20 protein-coding genes are annotated in these 18716 nt (G+C 71.2%); 5 read left to right on the top strand and 15 right to left on the bottom strand.

Going from position 1 to position 18716, the window contains the following annotated elements:
- Positions 1-51: 51 nt before the first annotated feature.
- A complete protein-coding gene (locus tag SALPAC2_RS0118500; protein ID WP_018218126.1) occupies positions 52-942 on the top strand; it encodes a GNAT family N-acetyltransferase in 891 nt (296 codons plus the stop codon).
- A gap of 12 nt (positions 943-954) precedes the next feature.
- Here the strand turns inward: SALPAC2_RS0118500 and SALPAC2_RS0118495 are convergent, their stop codons facing one another.
- Positions 955-1776 (bottom strand): EI24 domain-containing protein, encoded by an 822-nt coding sequence (locus SALPAC2_RS0118495; RefSeq protein WP_018218125.1) that lies wholly within the window; start codon positions 1774-1776, stop codon positions 955-957.
- A 21-nt stretch (positions 1777-1797) separates the two neighbouring features.
- The gene (locus SALPAC2_RS28230; RefSeq protein WP_263404656.1) at positions 1798-2040 is read right to left on the bottom strand and encodes a cellulose-binding domain-containing protein; all 243 of its coding nucleotides are present in this window, start codon (positions 2038-2040) and stop codon (positions 1798-1800) included.
- Here SALPAC2_RS28230 and SALPAC2_RS27050 point away from each other — a divergent pair.
- Positions 2030-2443 (top strand): hypothetical protein, encoded by a 414-nt coding sequence (locus tag SALPAC2_RS27050; protein WP_263404657.1) that lies wholly within the window; start codon positions 2030-2032, stop codon positions 2441-2443. The two genes, SALPAC2_RS28230 and SALPAC2_RS27050, sit on opposite strands and share 11 nt — an antisense overlap.
- A gap of 521 nt (positions 2444-2964) precedes the next feature.
- Here SALPAC2_RS27050 and SALPAC2_RS0118475 read toward each other — a convergent pair.
- From SALPAC2_RS0118475 to SALPAC2_RS0118440, 8 genes are all read right to left on the bottom strand, one after another.
- A complete protein-coding gene (locus SALPAC2_RS0118475) occupies positions 2965-3852 on the bottom strand; it encodes an alpha/beta fold hydrolase (protein WP_018218122.1) in 888 nt (295 codons plus the stop codon).
- Positions 3849-4175 carry a DUF2516 family protein gene (locus SALPAC2_RS0118470; protein ID WP_018218121.1) on the bottom strand — a complete coding sequence of 109 codons (327 nt, stop codon included), beginning with the start codon at positions 4173-4175 and terminating at the stop codon, positions 3849-3851. The genes SALPAC2_RS0118475 and SALPAC2_RS0118470 overlap by 4 nt, the downstream gene beginning before the upstream one ends.
- Before the next feature lie 79 nt (positions 4176-4254).
- Entirely contained in the window at positions 4255-4926 is a 672-nt protein-coding gene (locus SALPAC2_RS0118465) for a hypothetical protein (protein WP_018218120.1), read from the bottom strand.
- 104 nt (positions 4927-5030) lie between these two features.
- Positions 5031-5678 carry a helix-turn-helix domain-containing protein gene (locus SALPAC2_RS0118460; RefSeq protein ID WP_018218119.1) on the bottom strand — a complete coding sequence of 216 codons (648 nt, stop codon included), beginning with the start codon at positions 5676-5678 and terminating at the stop codon, positions 5031-5033.
- 138 nt (positions 5679-5816) lie between these two features.
- Entirely contained in the window at positions 5817-6776 is a 960-nt protein-coding gene (locus SALPAC2_RS0118455; RefSeq protein ID WP_018218118.1) for an asparaginase, read from the bottom strand.
- Between the two features lie 93 nt (positions 6777-6869).
- On the bottom strand, positions 6870-7712 hold the full coding sequence (locus SALPAC2_RS0118450; RefSeq protein WP_018218117.1) for a BKACE family enzyme: 843 nt from the start codon (positions 7710-7712) through the stop codon (positions 6870-6872).
- 110 nt (positions 7713-7822) lie between these two features.
- A complete protein-coding gene (gene ygfZ / locus SALPAC2_RS0118445) occupies positions 7823-8932 on the bottom strand; it encodes a CAF17-like 4Fe-4S cluster assembly/insertion protein YgfZ (protein ID WP_018218116.1) in 1110 nt (369 codons plus the stop codon).
- Positions 8929-9357 carry a Fur family transcriptional regulator gene (locus tag SALPAC2_RS0118440; RefSeq protein WP_018218115.1) on the bottom strand — a complete coding sequence of 143 codons (429 nt, stop codon included), beginning with the start codon at positions 9355-9357 and terminating at the stop codon, positions 8929-8931. Before SALPAC2_RS0118440 ends, ygfZ begins: the two co-directional genes overlap by 4 nt.
- Positions 9358-9489: 132 nt before the next feature.
- On the opposite strand from SALPAC2_RS0118440, the gene SALPAC2_RS0118435 reads away from it, so the two are divergent.
- The gene (locus tag SALPAC2_RS0118435; protein ID WP_018218114.1) at positions 9490-10356 is read left to right on the top strand and encodes an aminotransferase class IV; all 867 of its coding nucleotides are present in this window, start codon (positions 9490-9492) and stop codon (positions 10354-10356) included.
- Between the two features lie 57 nt (positions 10357-10413).
- On the opposite strand, the gene SALPAC2_RS0118430 is transcribed toward SALPAC2_RS0118435, so the two are convergent.
- Positions 10414-11007, bottom strand: a complete 594-nt coding sequence (locus tag SALPAC2_RS0118430; RefSeq protein WP_018218113.1) for a nitrobindin family protein — start codon at positions 11005-11007, stop codon at positions 10414-10416.
- A complete protein-coding gene (mtfM, locus tag SALPAC2_RS28385; RefSeq protein WP_018218112.1) occupies positions 11007-11108 on the bottom strand; it encodes a small membrane protein MtfM in 102 nt (33 codons plus the stop codon). The genes SALPAC2_RS0118430 and mtfM overlap by 1 nt, the downstream gene beginning before the upstream one ends.
- A gap of 13 nt (positions 11109-11121) precedes the next feature.
- Between mtfM and SALPAC2_RS0118420 the strand changes: the two genes are divergently transcribed.
- Entirely contained in the window at positions 11122-11496 is a 375-nt protein-coding gene (locus SALPAC2_RS0118420; RefSeq protein WP_018218111.1) for a DsrE family protein, read from the top strand.
- On the opposite strand, the gene SALPAC2_RS0118415 is transcribed toward SALPAC2_RS0118420, so the two are convergent.
- From SALPAC2_RS0118415 to SALPAC2_RS0118405, 3 genes are read right to left on the bottom strand one after another with little or no spacing between them, the layout of a single operon-like run.
- On the bottom strand, positions 11493-12272 hold the full coding sequence (locus SALPAC2_RS0118415) for an MBL fold metallo-hydrolase (protein ID WP_026184873.1): 780 nt from the start codon (positions 12270-12272) through the stop codon (positions 11493-11495). The genes SALPAC2_RS0118420 and SALPAC2_RS0118415 overlap by 4 nt on opposite strands.
- 51 nt (positions 12273-12323) lie before the next feature.
- Positions 12324-13175 (bottom strand): hypothetical protein, encoded by an 852-nt coding sequence (locus SALPAC2_RS0118410; protein ID WP_026184872.1) that lies wholly within the window; start codon positions 13173-13175, stop codon positions 12324-12326.
- A gap of 53 nt (positions 13176-13228) precedes the next feature.
- Positions 13229-13684 (bottom strand): winged helix-turn-helix domain-containing protein, encoded by a 456-nt coding sequence (locus SALPAC2_RS0118405; RefSeq protein WP_018218108.1) that lies wholly within the window; start codon positions 13682-13684, stop codon positions 13229-13231.
- Between the two features lie 254 nt (positions 13685-13938).
- Here SALPAC2_RS0118405 and SALPAC2_RS0118400 point away from each other — a divergent pair, with 254 nt between their 5' ends.
- The gene (locus SALPAC2_RS0118400) at positions 13939-18291 is read left to right on the top strand and encodes a S8 family serine peptidase (RefSeq protein ID WP_018218107.1); all 4353 of its coding nucleotides are present in this window, start codon (positions 13939-13941) and stop codon (positions 18289-18291) included.
- Positions 18292-18716: the final 425 nt, after the last annotated feature.

The raw sequence follows: 18716 nt of genomic DNA, 5'->3' as shown, positions 1-18716 counted from the left end.
CCAACGAAAACAGCTCGAGCAACCGTCGGGACTGCACTACCGTCACGCCGCATGGAGATCCGTGCCGCGCAGCCCGCCGACGCGCCCGCCGTGGTGGCGCTCCGCACCCGAGTCCTTCCACATCTGGTTCGTGGTGTGGCGTCGACCCGTCAGATGCTCTCCCAACCACCCCCGGGCCAGCACTGGGCCGCCTTCGTCGCCGAGGCGGACGACGAGATCGTCGGTTGGGTTTCGACCTTCCGCAACGCCAGCTCCTCCCGAAGCGTCGGCGAGATCTCGCTCCTGCATGTCCACCCGGACCACCGGGGACACGGCATCGGCAGCGGGCTGCTGACCGCCGCCCTGGACCACCTCGCCCCGCTCCGGCTCCCGCTGCTGCGCGGGCGGGTGCTACCCGAGTCGTTGCCGTACGCGCGGCGGCGCGGCTTCCTACCCAGCCGCGAGGAACGTTTCTCCGCGCTCGAACTGACGGCCCTACCGCCCCTGACCGTCCCCCCGGGCGCCCGGCTGGTGCCGCTGTCCGAGGTTGACCCCCACCACGTGTACGAGGTGGAGCGCGACGCCAGCGCAGACGAGCCGGAAGACGTCCCCGCCGACGCTCTCACCTACGAGCACTGGCGGGCCGATACCTGGGACAACGTCGGCCTGGACCGGGAGGCCAGCACCGGCGCCGAGGTCAACGGCGTCCTGGCGGCGATCAGTCTGGTCAAGCGGGACGGTTCACGGATGTGGTCGGACTACACCGCTTCCCGCCCGGAGTACCGGGGTCGAGGGCTCGCGACGGCGGCGAAGCTGGGTGCCCTACGTCGGGCCGCGGCCGGCGGGGTGACGGTCGCGTACACCGGCAATGACGAGACGAACAAACCGATGCTCGCGATCAACGAACGGCTCGGCTACCGGCCGGTCGCGGCCCAGTGGAGTTGCCTCCGGGAGATGAGCTGAGCGACAGCGCCTTTACGCGCCGTCCTGGGTGGTCCCGGTCGGCCCCACAGTGGTGGGCTGGCCGAGCACCCGGCGGGCCAGCAGGGCGGCGCCCGCGACGGCCGCCGGCATGAGCAGCACGGCGCCGAGTGGGATCAGGAAGCTGACGAACACCGCCACCCCGAAGCCGAGCGTGGTCGGCCGGTCGGCCCGGAGGGCGGCCCGCCGGTCGGACAACCGCAGCCCACGCCGGTAGAAGGGGGCACCTGCCAGCTCCACCGCGAGGAGCCAGCCGCCGATGGTCGCACCGAGCGCCGGCACCACGGTCTGACCGACCACCGGGATGAAGCCGGCGACAAAGAGGGGTACGCCGACCAGCACCGCCAACCCCACCAGCCGCAGCGAGTCGACGAGGCTGTGCCACAGCGACGACCAGAACGGCACGTCCACCGCGTTGGGTGTACCACCGAGGCCATCCTCGACCCGTTCGGAGATCTTCTCGTAGAACGGGTCCCCGATGACCAACGTGACGGCGGTGAACGCGACCACCGTGAGCAGGCCACCCAGCCCGAGCAGCGCCAAGCCGGCGACTACCCGCGTCAGACCCCGCCCGGCGCCGGACCAGTCGTCGGCGAACGGCGTGATCAGCGCGGCCAGCTCGTCCACGAAATAGCCGAGCGTGCCGAACGCGGCGACGAAGAACGCTCCGGAGATCAGTGCCGGTAGGACGCCGAGCAGCATCAGGCCAGGGCTGCGGAGGTAGAGGCCGATGCCGCGCAGGTAGAGGCCGACACCGGCGAAGAAGCGGCCGGCCGCCCCGGTCCGGGGCGCGGCGAGAGCGGGGGATGCGTTCATGGTCGCCGAGCCTAGGTCGCGTCAGCGGTTGGCGCAGGTCACGGTCGGCGTCTGGTTCGTGCCGGTGATGTCGGCGAGGAAGCCGAACGTGGTCGTGCCGTTCGGAGCCAGCGTGCCGTTGTACGACATGTTGGTCACCGTCACCGAGGCCCCCGAACCACTGTGCGAGCCGTCCCACACCTCGGTGATTTTCTGACCGCTGGGCCAGGTCCACTCGACTCTCCACCCGGACCAGGAGGTGGAGGAATTGTTTTTGATCTTCACTTCGCCCTTGAAGCCGCCCGGCCACGACTCGATAATCGTGTATTTCGCTGTGCAGGCTGACGTTGGGTCCGGAAGCGTCGGCGGCTCACCTGGGATGGGTGCTGTCGGTGGCGTGGAGCTCTGCGTCGTGTTCTTGGGCGGTGTCGGAGGCACGGTCGCATCCATCGCGATGGGGGTCGAGGTCGATATCGGTGTCGAGGTCGGTGTCGAGGTCGAGGTCGGTGTTGGGGGCAGGGACTGGGCCGGCGAAGACTCCGACGGCACGGCTGTCGGCCCGGCTTCGGCGTCGGCGACCTGCTCGGTGGCGGGGGGAGACGATGGGTCCGCCGGCGAGCGTTGGAGCGCGTTCAAGGCGACCGCGGTCAGGATGACCCCCAAGAAGCTCGCCACGATGATGCCCTGACTCCGCATACGTGCCGGGATCGAACGGCGAGTATCCGCCGGCCCCTTGTCCGGGTGGAGGGCCTGGTGACCGGAGCTGTCCGTTCCGCGCTCGGCGTCCTCCGGCTGAGACCCGCCGTGCGGCTGGGACCCGCCGTCCGGCTGAGGCCCGCCGTGCGGCTGAGGCCCGCCGTGCGGCTGCTGGGGTAGGCCGTCGGAATGCGGTGGGTCGCCCAGTCTCCAGGGTGCTCGTCCTGGCACTTCGGTGGGCTCGTCGTAACTCGCCAGCGGTGGCCACTCTGGCAGCCGGACGCCGGGCTCGTCGGCAGGGGTATCGCCGGACTTGGACGATTCGGTCATGGTCTCCGATCCCGGGTAACGAGGTCACGATCAGCGACGATGCGGGATCATTGTGGGCTCAACGTGAGGTTCGGTCAAATGATTCCAGTGCGGGACAGGAGAGAGTATCCGAGGCAACCACCCACACCCGAGACTCCTCCCACGGCAAGACCAGCGCAACGCAGGTCGCCGAGGCGCCCCGGGCTACTCGTTGAAGAAGGAGGAGATGCGCTCCCGAAGGTCGGCGCGCTTGGCCCAGAGGACCCCAGGCCGGTCGTACACGTGCAGGGTGGCCTGGGGTAACGCGGCAGCGAGCCGCTCGGCGACCTCGACCGGATGCAGCTCGTCGCCGACGCACCCGATCACCAGAGCCGGCGCCGCGACCTCGGCGAGTTCCGTGGCGTCGCGAACCGGCACCGACTCGGGTAGGCCGACCAGTCCCGAGCCGAGACCGTCCCGCAAAAGCTGATCGAGGCGCTGCCGGAGGTACGCCCAACCGGCCGGCGTGTTCCGGACGGCCGGTGGAAGCTCCAGCTGGACCACCTCCGCGAGCTGACCGACATCACCGCTGCCGACCGCGTCGAGCAGTGCCGTCAGCCGGCGGCGGGCGGCATCGCCCCGCGGCCGGTCCAGCACCGCCGGGAGGTAGAAGACCAGCCGGTCGAACCGCGTCGGGTTGTCGGCGAGTAGCCGGCAGAGCGCACCCGCGCCCAGGCTCGCGCCGAACGCCCGGGTCGCGAGGCCCTGGTCGGCGATCGACCGCAGGTCGCGCGCGAGGTCGTGGTACGTCCACGGCCCGGTCGGGGCGGCGGAGCGACCATGCCCACGGAACTGGAAGAAGAGTCTGCGGCCGGTGACGCCACTGCCGAAGGGACGGGTGGTGGCGATGCCGCTGCCCAGACCGTGCGCGAAGACGGTGACCGGATCGCCTGCCCCGGTGGCCAACTGCTCCAGGTCAACGCCGTGCGGAGTGGCGACCAGCTCGGTCTCCGGCTCCGGCAGTGCCGGTCGACCGGTGCGGGGAGCACTCGGCCCGGGACCCCAGGTGCGGGGGCCACCATCCGGTGGGGGCGGCCACCGGAAGCCTCTCACCAGGAGTTCCCCCGGCCACCCCGGAGATCGCGCAGACCCGTCCGGACGTCGAGCAGATAGATCAACCCAGCGGCGATGCCGACCAGGCCAAAGATGCTGAGCCGGCCGGAGGTGAGCAGGGTGAACACCAGGCAGACGGCGAGGATCGCCACCCAGGCACCCTTCGGCATGGTGCCGACCGCAGCGAACGCGTCGGACCGCTGGGTGATGACGTGGACCAGGGCGACTCCCTGCACGATGAGCGCGAAGACGAGCAGGATCAGCTCTATAACGTAGCGAACCTCAAAAGCGAACGGCGCGGCGATGGCCATGCCGGCAAGCATATGCCGAAGACCCCGGAGGCGTCCGTCAGGCCGCCCCCAGGGTCTTCGGCGTCACCGGGCTCTCGCCCGGCGCCGCAGGTCAGCTACCGGCCGGCGGGGTCCGCTTCGTCGCGCGCGGTGACTTCGGTGCCGAGGAGGCCGGCTTGCCGGCGGCCTTGGTGGCACGCTTCGCGACGGCCGCCGCCGGCTTGGCCTCGGCGGCCTTGGTGGCACGCTTCGCAACGGCCGCCGGCTTGGCCTCGGCGGACGAGGTGGCACGCTTCGTGACAGCGGGTGGCTTTACCTCGGCGGCCTCGGCGAGCTGCGCCGGGGTCGGCGCCGGGGCCTGCTCGGTCGTCTCGATGTCGGTGTTCACCGTGTCGGCGGCCTCGAGCACGCCGGCGCCGACGACCCGCTCCCCGTGACCGACGAGCGCGCCGTAGGTGGCGACTGCCCGCTCCTGCGCGGCCTGGGCGCTGGCCACCACGACGGCTGCGTTGCGGGTGGCGGTCTCCCGAAGGCGGTCGAGGTCCAGGTCGCTGGCGGCCCGCCGGCGCAGGTTCTCCGCGGCAGCGGTCGCCGTACGCAGCGTCTCGGTGGCCTTCTGACGCAGCTCGGCCCCGTCTACCGTGCTGAGGTCGGCAGCGACCCGGTCGCGCAGCTCACTCACGGCCGCGGGGAGCTTTCGCAGCTGCTGGTACGCCAGGTCGCCGGCACCGGCGGCGGCGTAGAGGGGGGCGGGGATACGACTGGTTTTAGGCTGACTAGTCATCGTTTCTCCTCTTCAACCGCGTCGGCGGCTTCGGGGTCGCCCTTCGGGCGGACTGCTGCACTGGCGTCGGAACAGGAACGGAGTCGGGTCGATGGCGGTGCGACTCACGCACCGCCGGTCGGCGTGCCCCCGGTCGTCGTCGGGCCGGTGACCGCGATGTTGGCTAGGTCGGCGGAGGCACCCGGCGGCTCGGCTGGGCTCGGCTCCGGTTCGGTTGCGGACGGGCCGGCGACCGAACCGGTGGTGACCGTGCCGGTCGCAGCCTCGGTGGTGGGTGCGGCGGCGACCGATTCGGTGGTGACCGCGCCCGTCGCAGCCTCGGTGGTGGGCGCGGCGACCGATTCGGTGGTGACCGGGCCGGTCGCCGACTCGGCCGACGCCGCGTCGGCGGCGGCGGTCGCCTCCGCGAGCCGCGCGTTCTCGCGACGGAACGTCTCGTAGATCTGGGTGAGCGACTGCTTCTGTGCCATGGTCAGGTCGGGGTCCACGGCTATCGCGGCGAGAACGCCCTGCCCCTCCCGGTCATCCAGCAGCCCGGCCCGCAGGTACATCGCCGGAGTGGAGACCCGCAGCGCGCTGGCGAGCTGCTGCAGCACCTCAGCGCTGGGCTTGCGCAGCCCGCGCTCGATCTGACTCAGGTACGGGTTGCTGACTCCCGCCTGCTCGGACAGCTGCCGGAGGGAGATCTTCGCACTCCGGCGCAGGTCGCGAATGAACCCGCCGATGTTGGGAAGGTCTTTACCACTGGCCATAACTCAACGCTAGCTCGCGGCGCTAACTCCTGCAAGCAAAATGCTAGCCAGAGTTAGCGCCGGGCGCGCCCCGCCGTCGTGGTGCTGGCCGCCCAGTCGCAGCCAGCACCGCACCAAACCACCTTCCGGCGAAGCGGGTTACCAGAGCGATCGCACCGCGCCCACCGGCCGTCCCCCGCCGAGGAGCGGGACCTCAGCGAACTCCGCCAACGCCGGTGCCCGCACCCCGAGCCGGCGCAGCGCGGATACCAGCACCGGCATCCGGGCCCGGCCGGCGCCATCGTCGATCTTCATCGCCACCGCACCGACGCCCGGGACCGCCGCGGCGATGACCCCCTCCACCCCGATCTTCGCGAGCAGCCCCGACACCGCCCGCATCACCCGGCTGTCGTCGGCCCGCGTACCGCCGACGATCTCCGGATGCGCCCGCATCGAGTCCGCCACCGCCCGCTCCGGCGAGCCCGGCTCCGCCTGCACCAGCCGCAGGTACGCCAGGGCAAGGCCGGACAACGACACGGCCAGCACCGGTGCGCCACAGCCGTCGATCCCGACCGCCGCCGCCGGCTCGTCGGTGAACTCCTCGACCGCCGCTCGCAACCGCTCCTGCAGCGGGTGCTCGCTGCGCCAGTACCCCTCCTCGGGCCAGCCCGCCGCCTGGCAGGTCAGCAGCATTCCGGTGTGCTTTCCGGAGCAGTTCATCTGGATCCGGGTCGGGCCACCACCGGCGCGCAACACCGCCTCCCGCGCCGCTTCGTCCGCCGGCAGGTCGGGCGGGCAGTGCAACGCGGACTCGTCGAGCCCGGCCCGCGCCAACAACCCACCGACCCGGGCCCGGTGGAAATCCTCCCCCTCGTGGCTGGCCGATACCAGGGCGAGGTCAGCCGAGTCGCCCAGCCGCAGGCCCGCCCGGATCATTCCCACCGTCTGCAACGGCTTGTTCGACGATCGGGGGAAGATCGGCGACGTCACATCCCCCGCCCTCGCCACCGCCGCGCCAGTCGCGTCGAGCGCCACCACCGACCCGCGATGCACACCCTCGACGAAACCCGACCGGACCACCTCAGCGAGCGGCACGCCGCCCTCGTACGTCTTTCCCACGGGGTGGACGTTACCGCCCTTCGGGAACGTCCAGCCGACGGGTGACCAGGGAATTGGGAACGCGACGTCAGGGGGCTACCCCCAACACACCACTTACCGGCGAAGGGCCGGCACGCCGAGTAGTTCCCGGGCCTCGGCGGTGGTGAGCGGAGGACGCTGAGCGAGCTGGGCGAAGCCGACCGCGCGGGCCACGAGCTGCATGTTGGACTCGACCGGCTGCCCCTTGGCGTAGGTCACCGTGTCCTCCATGCCCACCCGCAGGTGGCCGCCGGCCGAGAGCGAGGCCAGCAGGACCGGGATCGTGCTCCGACCGACGCCGGTCGCCGAGAAGGTGGTGCCGGTTGGCAGGTCCCGCAGCATCTGCTCGGCGGCCACCAGAGCCGCGGGAGTGCCGGGCATTCCGCCGGGCACTCCCATGACGAGGTCAACGTGCACATGCCCGCCGGCCGGCAGGCCGTACTTGCCGAGCAGGCGCTGCAGGGCGGTGAGATGCCCCAGGTCGAAGATCTCGTACTCCGGGACGATGCCGCGTTCCTGCATCCGGGTGTGCAACTCGACGATGAACTCCCACCGGTTGAGAAACACGTCGGTGCCGAAATTGACCGTGCCCATCGTGCAGGAGGCCATGTCCGGAGCGGCATCGAGTACGGCGAGCCGGTCGGCCTCCGGGTCGCTCACCGCGCCCCCCGAGGAGAGCTGCACCACCAGGTCGGTGCGCTCGCGGAGCGCCGCGACGGTCTCGCGCAGCCGCCGCGGGTCGAGGGTCGGCTGCGCCGCGGCGTCCCGGATGTGGACGTGGACCACGGAGGCGCCCAGGGCCTCGCACTCCTTCGCGGTCAGCAGCAGCTCATCGAGGGTGACCGGCAGCGCCGGCACCTCAACCTTGGCCGACTCGGCCCCGGTCGGGGCAACCGTGATCAACGTCCCTGTCGTCATTACCGGATCCTAGTCGCCCGATCGACGACCGTCCGGCCGGAAGTCTTCCGGCATGCCGGCCGGAAAACCTGAATCCTTCCGCTGCGAACGACGTCTGACCGGGTTCCTTGCTAGCTATCGATCATCGCGGCGGTCTCCCCGACCAGTAGCCGGGCGTCGTCGGGCACGTTGCGCTTGACCACCGCCAGGGCGACCTGGCCCAGCTCGTGGTGGTGCACGGCGGTGCCGACGAAGCCGACCGTCCGCCCATCCCGAGTCACCGGAGTGCCGGCCGACGGTGGCTGGTCCGTGGTCACCCCGTCCAGGTGCAGGAGGACCAGCCGACGCGGCGGCCGACCCATGTTGTGCACCCGGGCCACCGTCTCCTGCCCCCGGTAGCAGCCCTTCTCCAGGTGTACGGCCGGCCCCACCAGGCCCACCTCCGCCGGAATGCTCCGGTGGTCGGTATCCAGCCCGACCCGGGGCCGACGGGCGGCCACCCGCACCGCCTCGTACGCCCAGAGCCCGGCGACCGGCACGTCCGCGCCGCGCAGCTCGGCCACCACCCGGCCCATGGCCTCCCGAGCCACCAGCAGGTCAACGCCGAGCGGGCCACGGCGGGCCCAGCCCCCGATCGGTAGCGCACGGACGTCGTAGCGCACCGTCGACCGGGGCGGCACCGAGCCGGCCCGGAACTTCGGGCCGGGCACCTCGAGCAGGTCCGGCTCCGCCAGGCCGGCGACGCCGAGCGTCGCCACGGCGTCCACCGCCGCCGGGCCGACCAGCGAGAGCAGGGCGTGCTCCGGCGTCACGTCGCGCGGCTCCACCTTGCTGAAAAAGCGCATCCGCTCCAGATACCCGAGCAGCCCACCGGTGTCGCCCGGCTCGGTGTCCAGCCAGGTCGTGCCGCCCTCCTCGGCCACCATCGCGTGCTGCTCGACGTGCCCGTGCGGGGAGAGCACCAGCAACTCGGTGCCCTGCCCAGCGGGCAGGTCCGCCAGGTGCTGCGTGGTGAGCGTGTGCAGCCAGCCGAGACGATCCTCGCCCGGCACCGCGATCACCCCCCGGTGCGAACGGTCGACCAGGCCGACCGCCGTCTCCAGGGTGCGCTGCTCGCGCAGCGGGTCCCCGTAGTGCGCCGCCACCGAGCGGACCCCCGCCGCGGCGTGCGCCGGCTCCGGTTGATCCCGGCTGTCCTCGTCGATGCTCTCGACGGAGACCGCCCCGGCAATGTCGATCATTCTTGCTCCCCGTTCGCGCAGCGACTACAGCGGCCGAAGAGGGAGACATGGCCGACGTCCACCCGGAACCCCCGCTGCTCGGCAAGCTGGTCAGCCAACGGGCGCAGCAGGGCGGGATCGATCTCGTCGATCGCGCCGCACTCCCGGCAGACCAGGTGCACGTGCTGGTCCTCGCCGGCCGCGTGGAAGGTCGGCGAGCCATGCGAGAGGTGGGTGTGCGTCACCAGGCCGAGCCGTTCCAGCAGCTCCAGCGTGCGGTAGATGGTAGTGATGTTGACCCCGGCGGCCACCTCCCGGACAGCCGTGTGGACCTGCTCCGGGGTGGCATGCCCCAGATCCAACACCGCCTGGAGGACGAGCTGCCGCTGCGCTGTCAAGCGCAGCCCACGGGCCCGGAGGAGTTCCGCGAGGGAGGATTCGGACACCGTCCAAGCATAGTTCGCTCGGGCCGAACAGTGCTCTCCCGTCCTACCGGCCCCGTTCTGCCGGCGCCCGTGTCGGTGGTGCCGGGCCAGACCCCACCCGGTGCAGCCCGCTGGGCCCTATGCTCGGCGGCCATGACGACGGCGAGGATCGCGGTGCTCGGGCGGGGCCGGGTGCCGGTCACAGAGCCAGTGCTGCGCGGCGATGACCTGGGCGTGCTGCACGGTGACGGCCTCTTCGAAACGATGCACCTGCGGGCGGGCCGACCCTGGCTGCGGGAGGCGCACCTGGAACGGATGACCCGGGCGGCCCCGGTGCTGGGTCTGACCCTGCCGCCGGCCGACGCCCTGATCGCACTGCTCGAGGAGATCTGCGTCGACTGGCCCACCGAGGTCGAGGGGGCGCTGCGGCTGGTCTGCACCCGTGGCGCGGCCGGCGGCGAGACCCCGACCGTGTACGCCACGCTGGCCCCGGTGCCGCCGTCGGCGCGGGCGGCCCGCCGGGACGGGATCACCGTGGCGACCTTGCCGCTGGGCGTGCCGGCCCACGGCCGCGCCGGCCTGGACTGGCTGCCCACCGGCAGCAAGACCACGTCGTACGCGGTGCACAACGCCGCCCGCCGGTGGGCGGCCCGCAACGGCGTCGACGACGCGCTCTGGACCTCCACCGACGGGTACGTCCTGGAGGGGCCGACCGCCAACGTCCTCTGGCTCACCGATGGGGCGCTGCGCACGGTGCCCGCCGCGGCCGGCGTCCTGCCCGGTACCACCGCCGCCTGGCTGCTGGCCAACGCCGCACAGGTGGGGCTGGGAGCGCACGAGCAGCTGGCGACCCCGCCCGAGCTGCATGCCGCGGACGCGGTCTGGTTCAGCTCGTCGGTCCGGGGCCTGGTCGAGGTCCGCGTCCTGGACGGCATCGGCCGGCCCCGGTCGGCCTACACCCGGCGGCTACAGGCGCTACTCGGCTTCCCCGTCCCGCCCGACGACGACCAACCGGACTGACCCGCCGCGGATCAGCCGGACTGGCCTCCGCCGCCCGCCCGGAGTAGCCGGACTGCTTCAGCCACCCACCCGGATCAGCCGGGCGGACAGGTGCGGGGTGAGGCCGTGACCGACCGCGGCCATCTCCTGCGCGTAGAGCAGGGCGCCCTCCACGATGCCGAAGAGGCGGTGACCGGCGGTCACCTCCTTCGCGGTGGGGGTGCGGACCACCGCGTCGGTGGCGAACTCGAGCTGGGTGCCGGTGCGCTTGCCGATGTGTAGCTCCATCACGCCGGTGGGTGTGCTCATCAGCGCCTCCCACTCGTTGGTCGCCCGGTCGTCACCGTCGAGTACCGGCCGCCACCAGCCCATCTCCCGCCCGGCCGGGCGGACCGGGCGACTCTGCTCGTCCAGCAGCCACGCCCGCGACTCGTAGCAGAGGAACGGTCGGCCGTCGTGGCTGATCCGGATCTCCTGCGCGTAGTCGAAATCCTCGATGGTGGGGTAGCCGCCCCGGCCCCGACCCCGCCACACCCCGATGTACGGCAGCAGGCCGTCCAGAGTGGGGTGCAGCTTCGGGCCGGTACGCAGGTCGTGGCTCTCCTCGTAGGGGTACGGGTCCACCGGAGGCGCGTTCAGCCACGGCGGCTGAAGCGGATTCTCGTCACTCACTAATGCCCTCTCGAAATGCGTACGGCGAGGTAGACCAAGCCGCCGGCGAGCCCGCCCAGCGCGGCGACCAGCAAACTTACGAACCCTATCTCGGTGACCATCGGCGCCTATCCTATGCTGGCGCTCGTGGGCCGAACCCTCGTCGTCAAGGTCACCGCCGGAGCGGATTCCCCGGAGCGGTGCGCGCAGGCCTTCACGGTTGCGGCCACCGCAGCCGCCGCTGGAGTTGACGTCTCGCTCTGGTTAACCGGCGAGGCGACCTGGTTCGCGCTGCCCGGCCGGGCACAGGAGTTCGAGCTGCCGCACTCGGCCCCGCTGGGTGAGCTGCTACACGTGATCCTGACGACGGGCCGGGTGACCGCCTGCACACAGTGCGCGGCCCGCCGGGACATCGGGACCGGCGACGTGCTGCCCGGCGTCCGGATCGCCGGCTCGGCGGTCTTCGTCGAAGAGGTCATGGCCGAGGAGACCCGCGCGCTCGTCTACTAGCGCTCCGCGAACACCGTCCGGGTGGCACCGGGGACGGCGTAGTCGATGGGGCCATCGAACCGAGTCGAGGCACGTGCCACCGCCTGTTCTGGGGTGAGGAACCTCCCGATGTGCGTGACGATCAGGCGCCCCACCCCGGCCGCTCGAGCAGTCTCACCGGCATCCTCCGGCGTGTGGTGAACCCGTTCTCCCGCGCTCGAGACCTGCGCGCTCTCGGCCTCACACAGCAGCACATCGCAGCCCTCGGCCAGACTCGTCAGGCCAGGACAGGGGGCTGTATCCCCGGAGTACACCAACGACCGCCCCCCAATATCGACACGCAATGCGAAGGCGGGGATACCGTGTGCCACCGAACGGCTGGTCAACGTGAGTGCGCCGACCGCCACCCGATCCCCGTCGTGTAGCTCCTCAATGGCGAAGGCGGATTCGATCGGGCTGCGGGTCGCGGTGTTGGTCAAAAAGTGCGCCAATCGGTCGGCGATGCCGGGCGGGCCGTACAACGGGATCGGAGCCGCAAGCTGGATATCGGCGTACAGCGCACCGTAGTAGGCGGTCAGGAGGTCGGCGCTGTGATCAGCGTGCAGGTGCGAGATCCAGATCGCGTCCAGTTCGTCCAGCCGGACATGTCGTTGCAGCTGAGCCAGCGTCCCGCTGCCCGCGTCCACCCACACCCGGGCACCCCCACCCGACACCAGGTAGCCGGAACAGGGATTGTCCACACTCGGGTAGGGCGTTGCACAACCCAGAACCGTGAATTGGAGATTCTCGCTAGTCATCCGCGAAAGGCTAGGAGACTCGGCCGACACATCGTGACGATTTCTCCCTCGTCAGTCAGCGCACCCGGTCGAGAACGCCAGGTGCAGCTGGTCGCCGGTGGCGTCGGCGATGATCAGGTCGGTGCCGCTCCGGTACGCGTACACCTCGGGGGTGTCGATCACAACGGTGCCGGCGGCGGCCAACGGGGCCAGGGCGCTCAGTGATGCCGGCTCGGGGCCGGCCGCCACCCGCTCGGTCCGGGCCTTCGCGCCGCCGGGGCACGAGGTCCAAATCTGATCCACCTGCTCCGGCACCGGACGGCCCAGCGCCTGCAGCGCGGCACGGAGCGCCGGTTCGGGCGGGTTCCCCAGCAGCAGATCACCGGACCCGGCGTCGGTCGGGCGACAGCCGGTCAGTACCTCGAGCCGAACCCGGCCCGGACTCGTCGACTCCCCCTCGACCAGGACGAACTCACCGGCGTCGGCGCGCAGCAGCGGGCCCTCGGCGGCATCCCGCACGCCGGCCCGCCATCGCGCCGGCAGCGCGTCGGCGACCTGGCGGAGTAGGTCGCGCTCACCTCCCTCGGCTACCAGGACGCCGATCCCGCGGGTCAGTTCCGCGCCCGCGCTGACCGGGGTGACCCGGCAGCCCCGCTCCACGCGGGACGGCGTCATCGCCCACGCTGTGCCGTCGAGCGCCGCGACGAGCTGGCCGACCGCCGCGTCGACCACCGGCGCCGCCTGCTCGATCGTGCGCTGCTCCCGCACTGTCGGCTCGTCGGTGCGGGCCGACCACCAGGCCAGCCCGGCCAGCAGCACCGCCCAGACCGCCGTGCCCACGAGTAGCCAGCGCCGGACCCACGACCCCGACGGCGGGCGATCAGGCCCGGAGGGCGGGGCGTACCCCGGATGGACGGCGCTCACCGCACCATCGTGTCATGTCCCGAACCGGGGTCAGCCGCCGCCGGACGGCCGCACTATCCGCCCGAGTCGTCGGGGCCCAGGACGAGCCGGTAGCCGACGCCACGCACGGTCAGCACCCGTGGGCCGCCGGAGAGCAGGCGCAGCTTGCACCGGAGCCGCTTGACCGCCGAATGCAGGATCGCGGTGTCGCCGAGGTAGGCGCCGCCCCAGACCGCGGCGAAGAGTCGCTCATAGCTCCAGAGCCGGACCGGCGGGGTCACCAACCGGGTCAACAACCGCCGTTCGGTACGGGTCAACGCCAGTGGGCGTCCCCGCCAGGTGACCAGGTGCCCCGGCGGGTCAACCACCAACTCGCCGTAGCGGACCAGGGTCTCCGGTGGACCGGTGCCCCGCTCCTCGGTGACGGATGGTTCAGGAAAGAGCATCGCCCGCAACTCCGCGAGATCGGCACAGCTCAACACCGGCCCCACCCCGTCGAGGCTACGCAGCACGCGCTCGCGCACTGCCATGTCGGGGCTCACACAGACCACGATTGGACCTTTCCGCTCAGACACGCTGCCTCCCCAGGCACCCGCGTAACCCGACGGGCATCCCCCCGCCGAGATGATGTCCGGCTGAACACCGAGTCAGCGTACGACCAGAAGCGCGCCCAGTCACTGATCGAATACTGACCGAGACATTTTATTGATCAGCGTCGGTGTTTTCACAAGCATGGCTGGCGCGGGCTCGGAACAGCCCGGGCCCGCGGACGTGGGGAGGACACGTGTTCGTACGACCATCCGCGCGGTCACGCCTGGGGCGTCTGGCCGTCGCGTTCGGGGCGCTGGTGTTGGGGCTGAGTGCCCAGCCAGCGCTCGCCGCGTCGCCGCCCGGCGCAGCAGAGCGGGCAACCGTCGCGTCCGAGCTGCTGGAGACCAGCGACAGCACCAGTTTCCTGGTCTACCTACGGGAAACCGCACCGCTGGCCACCACCGCGACGCTGCAAGAGCCCGACGACCGGGCCCGTGCAGTCCACCAGCTCCTGACCAACACCGCCGACCGCACCCAAGCCGACCTGCTGCGGATGCTCGACGCGCGGAAGGCGGAGCACACCTCCTACTGGATCGCCAACGCCATCCAGGTCCACGGTGACCGGGCCCTGATCGACGAGATCGCGAACCGGCCCGAGGTCGAGCGGATCGAGCCGGTCGGCAGCCGCCAGCTGATCGAGCCGACGCCCGCCGAGGCTGAGGCCCGCACCGACGCCATCGAGTGGGGTGTCGCCGAGATCGGCGCCCCCCAGGTGTGGGACGAGTTCGGCGACCGCGGCGAAGGCATCGTGATCGCCAACATCGACACCGGGGTGCAGTACGACCACCCCGCCCTGGTCAACTCCTACCGGGGCAACCTCGGCGGCGGCAGCTTCGACCACGCCTACAACTGGTTCGACCCGACGGGCATCTGCTCCGACTCGGAGCCCTGCGACAACAACGACCACGGCACGCACACGATGGGCACGATGGTCGGTGACGACGGGGCCGACAACCAGATCGGCGTCGCACCGGGTGCCCGGTGGATAGCGGCGAAGGGCTGCGAGGTCAGCACCTGCTCGGACGCCGCGCTCCTCGCCTCCGGCCAGTGGATCCTGGCCCCGACCGACGCCAACGGCGAGAACCCCCGCCCGGAGCTGCGCCCCGACATCGTCAACAACTCGTGGGGCGGCGGCGGCAACGACCCCTGGTACCAGCAGACCGTCGACGCGTGGCGGGCCGCCGGGATCCTCCCGGTCTTCTCCAACGGCAACAGCGGCCCGGGCTGCGGCACCGCCGGTTCCCCCGGGGACTACGAGAGCTCCTACGCCGTCGGCGCGTACGCCTCGAACGGCGCCATCGCCGGCTTCTCCAGCCGTGGCTCCGGCACCGATCTGATCAAGCCGAACATCGCCGCGCCGGGCGTGGCCGTGCGCTCCAGCATCCCCGGCGGCGGGTACGCCGCGTTCAACGGCACCTCGATGGCAGCCCCACACGTCGCCGCCACTGCCGCTCTGATCTGGTCGGTCGCCCCCAGCCTCCGCGGGGACCTGCCGGCGACCGAGGCGCTGCTGGACCGTACCGCCCGTGATGTCGATGACACCACCTGCGGCGGGACCGCGGCCGACAACAACGTCTTCGGCGAAGGCCGGCTCGACGCGTACGCGGCGGTCAACGAGGCCCCCCGCGGCCCGGTCGGGCGGGTCACCGGCACCGTGACCGCAGCCGAGGACGGCGAGCCGCTCGCCGGGGTGACCATCGACGACGGCACCCGCGACACCACCACCGGCACCGACGGCCGGTACTCGCTGACCGTTCCGGCCGGTGAGACCACGGTGACGGCCACCCTGTACGGCTACGAGTCGCAGTCGGACACCTTCACCGTGGACGAGGGCGGGGCGGTGACCCGGGACTTCGCGCTCGTCGAGAGCCCCATGGTCACGGTGAGCGGTCAGGTGACCGACGGCTCCGGACAGGGCTGGCCGCTCTACTCGAAGATCAACATCGCCGGCAAGCCCGGCGACCCGGTCTTCACCGACCCGGTAACGGGAGAGTGGTCGGCCACTGTGGCCGGCGACAACACCTACTCAATCACCGCCACCCCGCAGTACCCGGACTACCGGACGGTGACCCGGGAGGTACCGGTCGGTAGCGATGCCACCACCGTCGACATGGCTGTTCAGATCGCGGAATCCTGCACGGCGGCCGGCTACAACGCCAGCTACGACGACCCGCTCCTGACGGAGGACTTCGCCGACAGCACCACGCCGGAAGGCTGGTCGGTGGTCAACCGCACCGATGAGGGCGGTTGGACCTTCGAGGACCTCGGCGGACGGGGCAACCTGACCGGCGGCAGCGGCGGCTTCGCGATCATCGACAGCGACGATCTCGGCCTCGGCAACAGTCAGGACACCGACCTGGTGAGCCCGACGGTGGATCTCTCCGGGACCCCCGCGCCGGTGCTGCGGTTCAACACTGACTGGCGGGCAATCGGCGTCACCGACAGCGCCGACATCGACGTCACCACCGACGGCGGCGAGACCTGGACCAACGTCTGGCACCAGACCAGCAGCCTGCGCGGGCCGCGGGTCGAGGAGGTGCCGTTGACGCCGGCAGCCGGCGCGTCGGAGGTTCAGGTGCGGTTCCGCTTCGCCGGCTCCTTCGACTGGTGGTGGCAGGTCGACGATGTCATGCTGGCCAACCGGAACTGCACCCCGGCGCCCGGTGGCCTGGTGGTCGGCACGACCAGCGACCAGAACACCGACGCAGCCCTCAACGGCGTCGCGGTGACCAGCGTGGATCAGCCCGAAGATAACGCTGTCTCGGCCGGCACGGACGACCCAGCGGAGTCGAAGGGCTTCTACTGGCTCTTCTCCAGCCTCACCGGAACGCACCCGTTCACCGCGGAGCGGGCACCGTACCCGGTGGCCACCCAGGACGTGACCGTCGTCGCCAACGACGTGCGACGGGCCGACTTCGCGCTCGCCGCCGGAAAGCTCACGGTCACCCCGACCGAGGTGGAGTCACACCAGCCGTACGGCAGCACCCGGAGCACCCAGGTGACGGTGAAGAACACCGGCACCGCCCCGGCCGACGTCGAGGTGTTGGAACGGTCCGGCGCGTTTGATCTGTTGGAGGCGCCGGGGGCCCCGCTGCGCGAGGTCACGGTGAAGGGCATCAGCACGGCCCGGACCGGGACCACGTTCGGTGGAGCACCGGCCGAGGCCGACGGGTCGACGGACAACAGCTGGACCCGGGTCGCGGACCTCCCATCGAACGCCTTCGACAACTCGGCCGCCATCCTGGACGGCAAGGTGTATTCGATCGGCGGCGGTAGCGCCACCGGCAACGAACGCGCGACCTGGGCCTACGACCCGGGCGCCGATTCCTGGTCGGAGCTGCCGCCGCTACCCACCTCCCGGTCGAAGCCGGGCGTCGCGGCGGTCGGCGGCAAGATCTACGTGATCGGCGGGTGGGGCAACGAGATCGACCCGGACGCCACGGTTAATGTCTTCGATCCGGCCAGCGAAACCTGGAGCACTCTGGACGGGGTCACCAACCCCGCGCCGACCGCTGCCCCCGGAACCGCCGTCGTCGACGGCAAGATCTACCTGGTGGGTGGCTGCGCCAACTCGAGCTGCACCGCGACCGACGACACGGTGGTCTTCGACCCGAAGGCCGCGACCTTCGCCACCGTTGCCCCCTACCCGCAGCAGGTCTCATGGATGAGCTGCGGTGGCGTCGGCACCCAGATGTACTGCGCCGGCGGCTCGGGCGCCGACACCGCCGCCCACAAGTACGACCCGGGGACGGACACCTGGACTCCGATCGCGGACATGCCGCTGGACCTGTGGGGTTCGTCGTACGCCACGGCCGGCGGGATGCTCGTGCTGGCCGGCGGGGTCACCAACGACTCCGCCACGGTGACGAACCAGACGATCGCCTACGACCCGGCGGCCGGAACCTGGCAGGACCTGCCGAACGCCGAGTTCGCCCGGTACCGGGGGGCCGGCGCGTGTGGGGCCTACCGGATCGGCGGCTCATTTGACCCGTTCCTCGGAACGGCGGAGGTCGAACAGCTCAGCGGGCTGGAGTTGTGCGTCCAGGAGACGGAGCTGCCGTGGCTGAACACCGAACCGGCCAGCTTCACCCTGGAGCCGGGCGAGTCCCGCAAGGTGCAGCTGACCCTCACGGCCACCGCTGAGGCCGGGGTTGAGCAGCCCGGTCGCTACAGCGGCGAGCTGGCCTTCGCGGCCGACGTGCCGTACCCGACCACGCCGGTGAAGGTGGAGATGAACGTGTCTCCGCCGAAGAGCTGGGGCAAACTCCAGGGCACGATCACCGGGGTTACCTGCGGCGGGGAGACGGTCGGCGTACCGGCCACCGTCCGGGTGAACGCGACCGGCAGCGGCGCCGGCTACACCCTGACGGCGGACAACTCCGGCAAGTACACGGTCTGGCTGCCCAAGGGCCGCTACGACGTGATCGTCGCCAAGGACGGTTGGATTCCGGAGTTCGACCGCACCAAGGTTGACGCAGGGTTCGTCGCAACCCTCGACTTCAGCCTGGAACCGTCGTCGGACTGCACGAAAGCAAGCGGCATCTGAGTAGGTCGGTGACCGGCGACCCGAGCGGGTCGCCGGTCACCGACACCGCGGGCTAGCGCAGACTGGCCAACGACCGGCGCCCCACCCCTTCCCGGGGTGGGGCGCCCTTTTGCCACCCGCCACAGCTCGCCGTTGCGCAGCAGATGGCGGGTGGCGCGGCCGGCGGTACGGCGTGCAGGTCCGGAGTGGTCATGATGGTCACCGCCCGCCGGCCCCGCGTATAGGCGCCGGATTTCTCCCATGCCAACCTACGGAAACCTGGAGGAGAAGCCGGGGAGTTCCCTCTGGCTCGACTCGCTCCAGTCTGGGACGTCTTCGCCAGACTGGTGGTCTCGGGGTTCTGAACCCAGGCGGCGGATGCCGCTAGGTGCAACCGGTGGTCAGCCGCAAAGGCCTCCGGCATTCGCCGGAGGCCTTTGCCTCGA

It is taken from the genome of Salinispora vitiensis (assembly GCF_000378825.1).
In the GTDB taxonomy this organism is placed as follows: domain Bacteria; phylum Actinomycetota; class Actinomycetes; order Mycobacteriales; family Micromonosporaceae; genus Micromonospora; species Micromonospora vitiensis.
This window is presented reverse-complemented; position numbering and strand designations above follow the sequence as displayed.

What these genes read in the sequence shown, in the direction of transcription:
- SALPAC2_RS0118495 (WP_018218125.1), bottom strand. Translation starts at nt 1,776, where the DNA reads ATGAACGCATCCCCCGCTCTCGCCGCGCCCCGGACCGGGGCGGCCGGC.
- SALPAC2_RS0118435 (WP_018218114.1), top strand. Translation starts at nt 9,490, where the DNA reads ATGACGACGGCGAGGATCGCGGTGCTCGGGCGGGGCCGGGTGCCGGTC.
- mtfM (WP_018218112.1), bottom strand. Translation starts at nt 11,108, where the DNA reads ATGGTCACCGAGATAGGGTTCGTAAGTTTGCTGGTCGCCGCGCTGGGC.
- SALPAC2_RS0118405 (WP_018218108.1), bottom strand. Translation starts at nt 13,684, where the DNA reads ATGGCAGTGCGCGAGCGCGTGCTGCGTAGCCTCGACGGGGTGGGGCCG.
- SALPAC2_RS0118500 (WP_018218126.1), top strand. Translation starts at nt 52, where the DNA reads ATGGAGATCCGTGCCGCGCAGCCCGCCGACGCGCCCGCCGTGGTGGCG.
- ygfZ (WP_018218116.1), bottom strand. Translation starts at nt 8,932, where the DNA reads ATGATCGACATTGCCGGGGCGGTCTCCGTCGAGAGCATCGACGAGGAC.
- SALPAC2_RS0118415 (WP_026184873.1), bottom strand. Translation starts at nt 12,272, where the DNA reads ATGACTAGCGAGAATCTCCAATTCACGGTTCTGGGTTGTGCAACGCCC.
- SALPAC2_RS0118465 (WP_018218120.1), bottom strand. Translation starts at nt 4,926, where the DNA reads ATGACTAGTCAGCCTAAAACCAGTCGTATCCCCGCCCCCCTCTACGCC.
- SALPAC2_RS0118420 (WP_018218111.1), top strand. Translation starts at nt 11,122, where the DNA reads ATGCTGGCGCTCGTGGGCCGAACCCTCGTCGTCAAGGTCACCGCCGGA.
- SALPAC2_RS0118460 (WP_018218119.1), bottom strand. Translation starts at nt 5,678, where the DNA reads ATGGCCAGTGGTAAAGACCTTCCCAACATCGGCGGGTTCATTCGCGAC.
- SALPAC2_RS0118470 (WP_018218121.1), bottom strand. Translation starts at nt 4,175, where the DNA reads ATGCTTGCCGGCATGGCCATCGCCGCGCCGTTCGCTTTTGAGGTTCGC.
- SALPAC2_RS0118450 (WP_018218117.1), bottom strand. Translation starts at nt 7,712, where the DNA reads ATGACGACAGGGACGTTGATCACGGTTGCCCCGACCGGGGCCGAGTCG.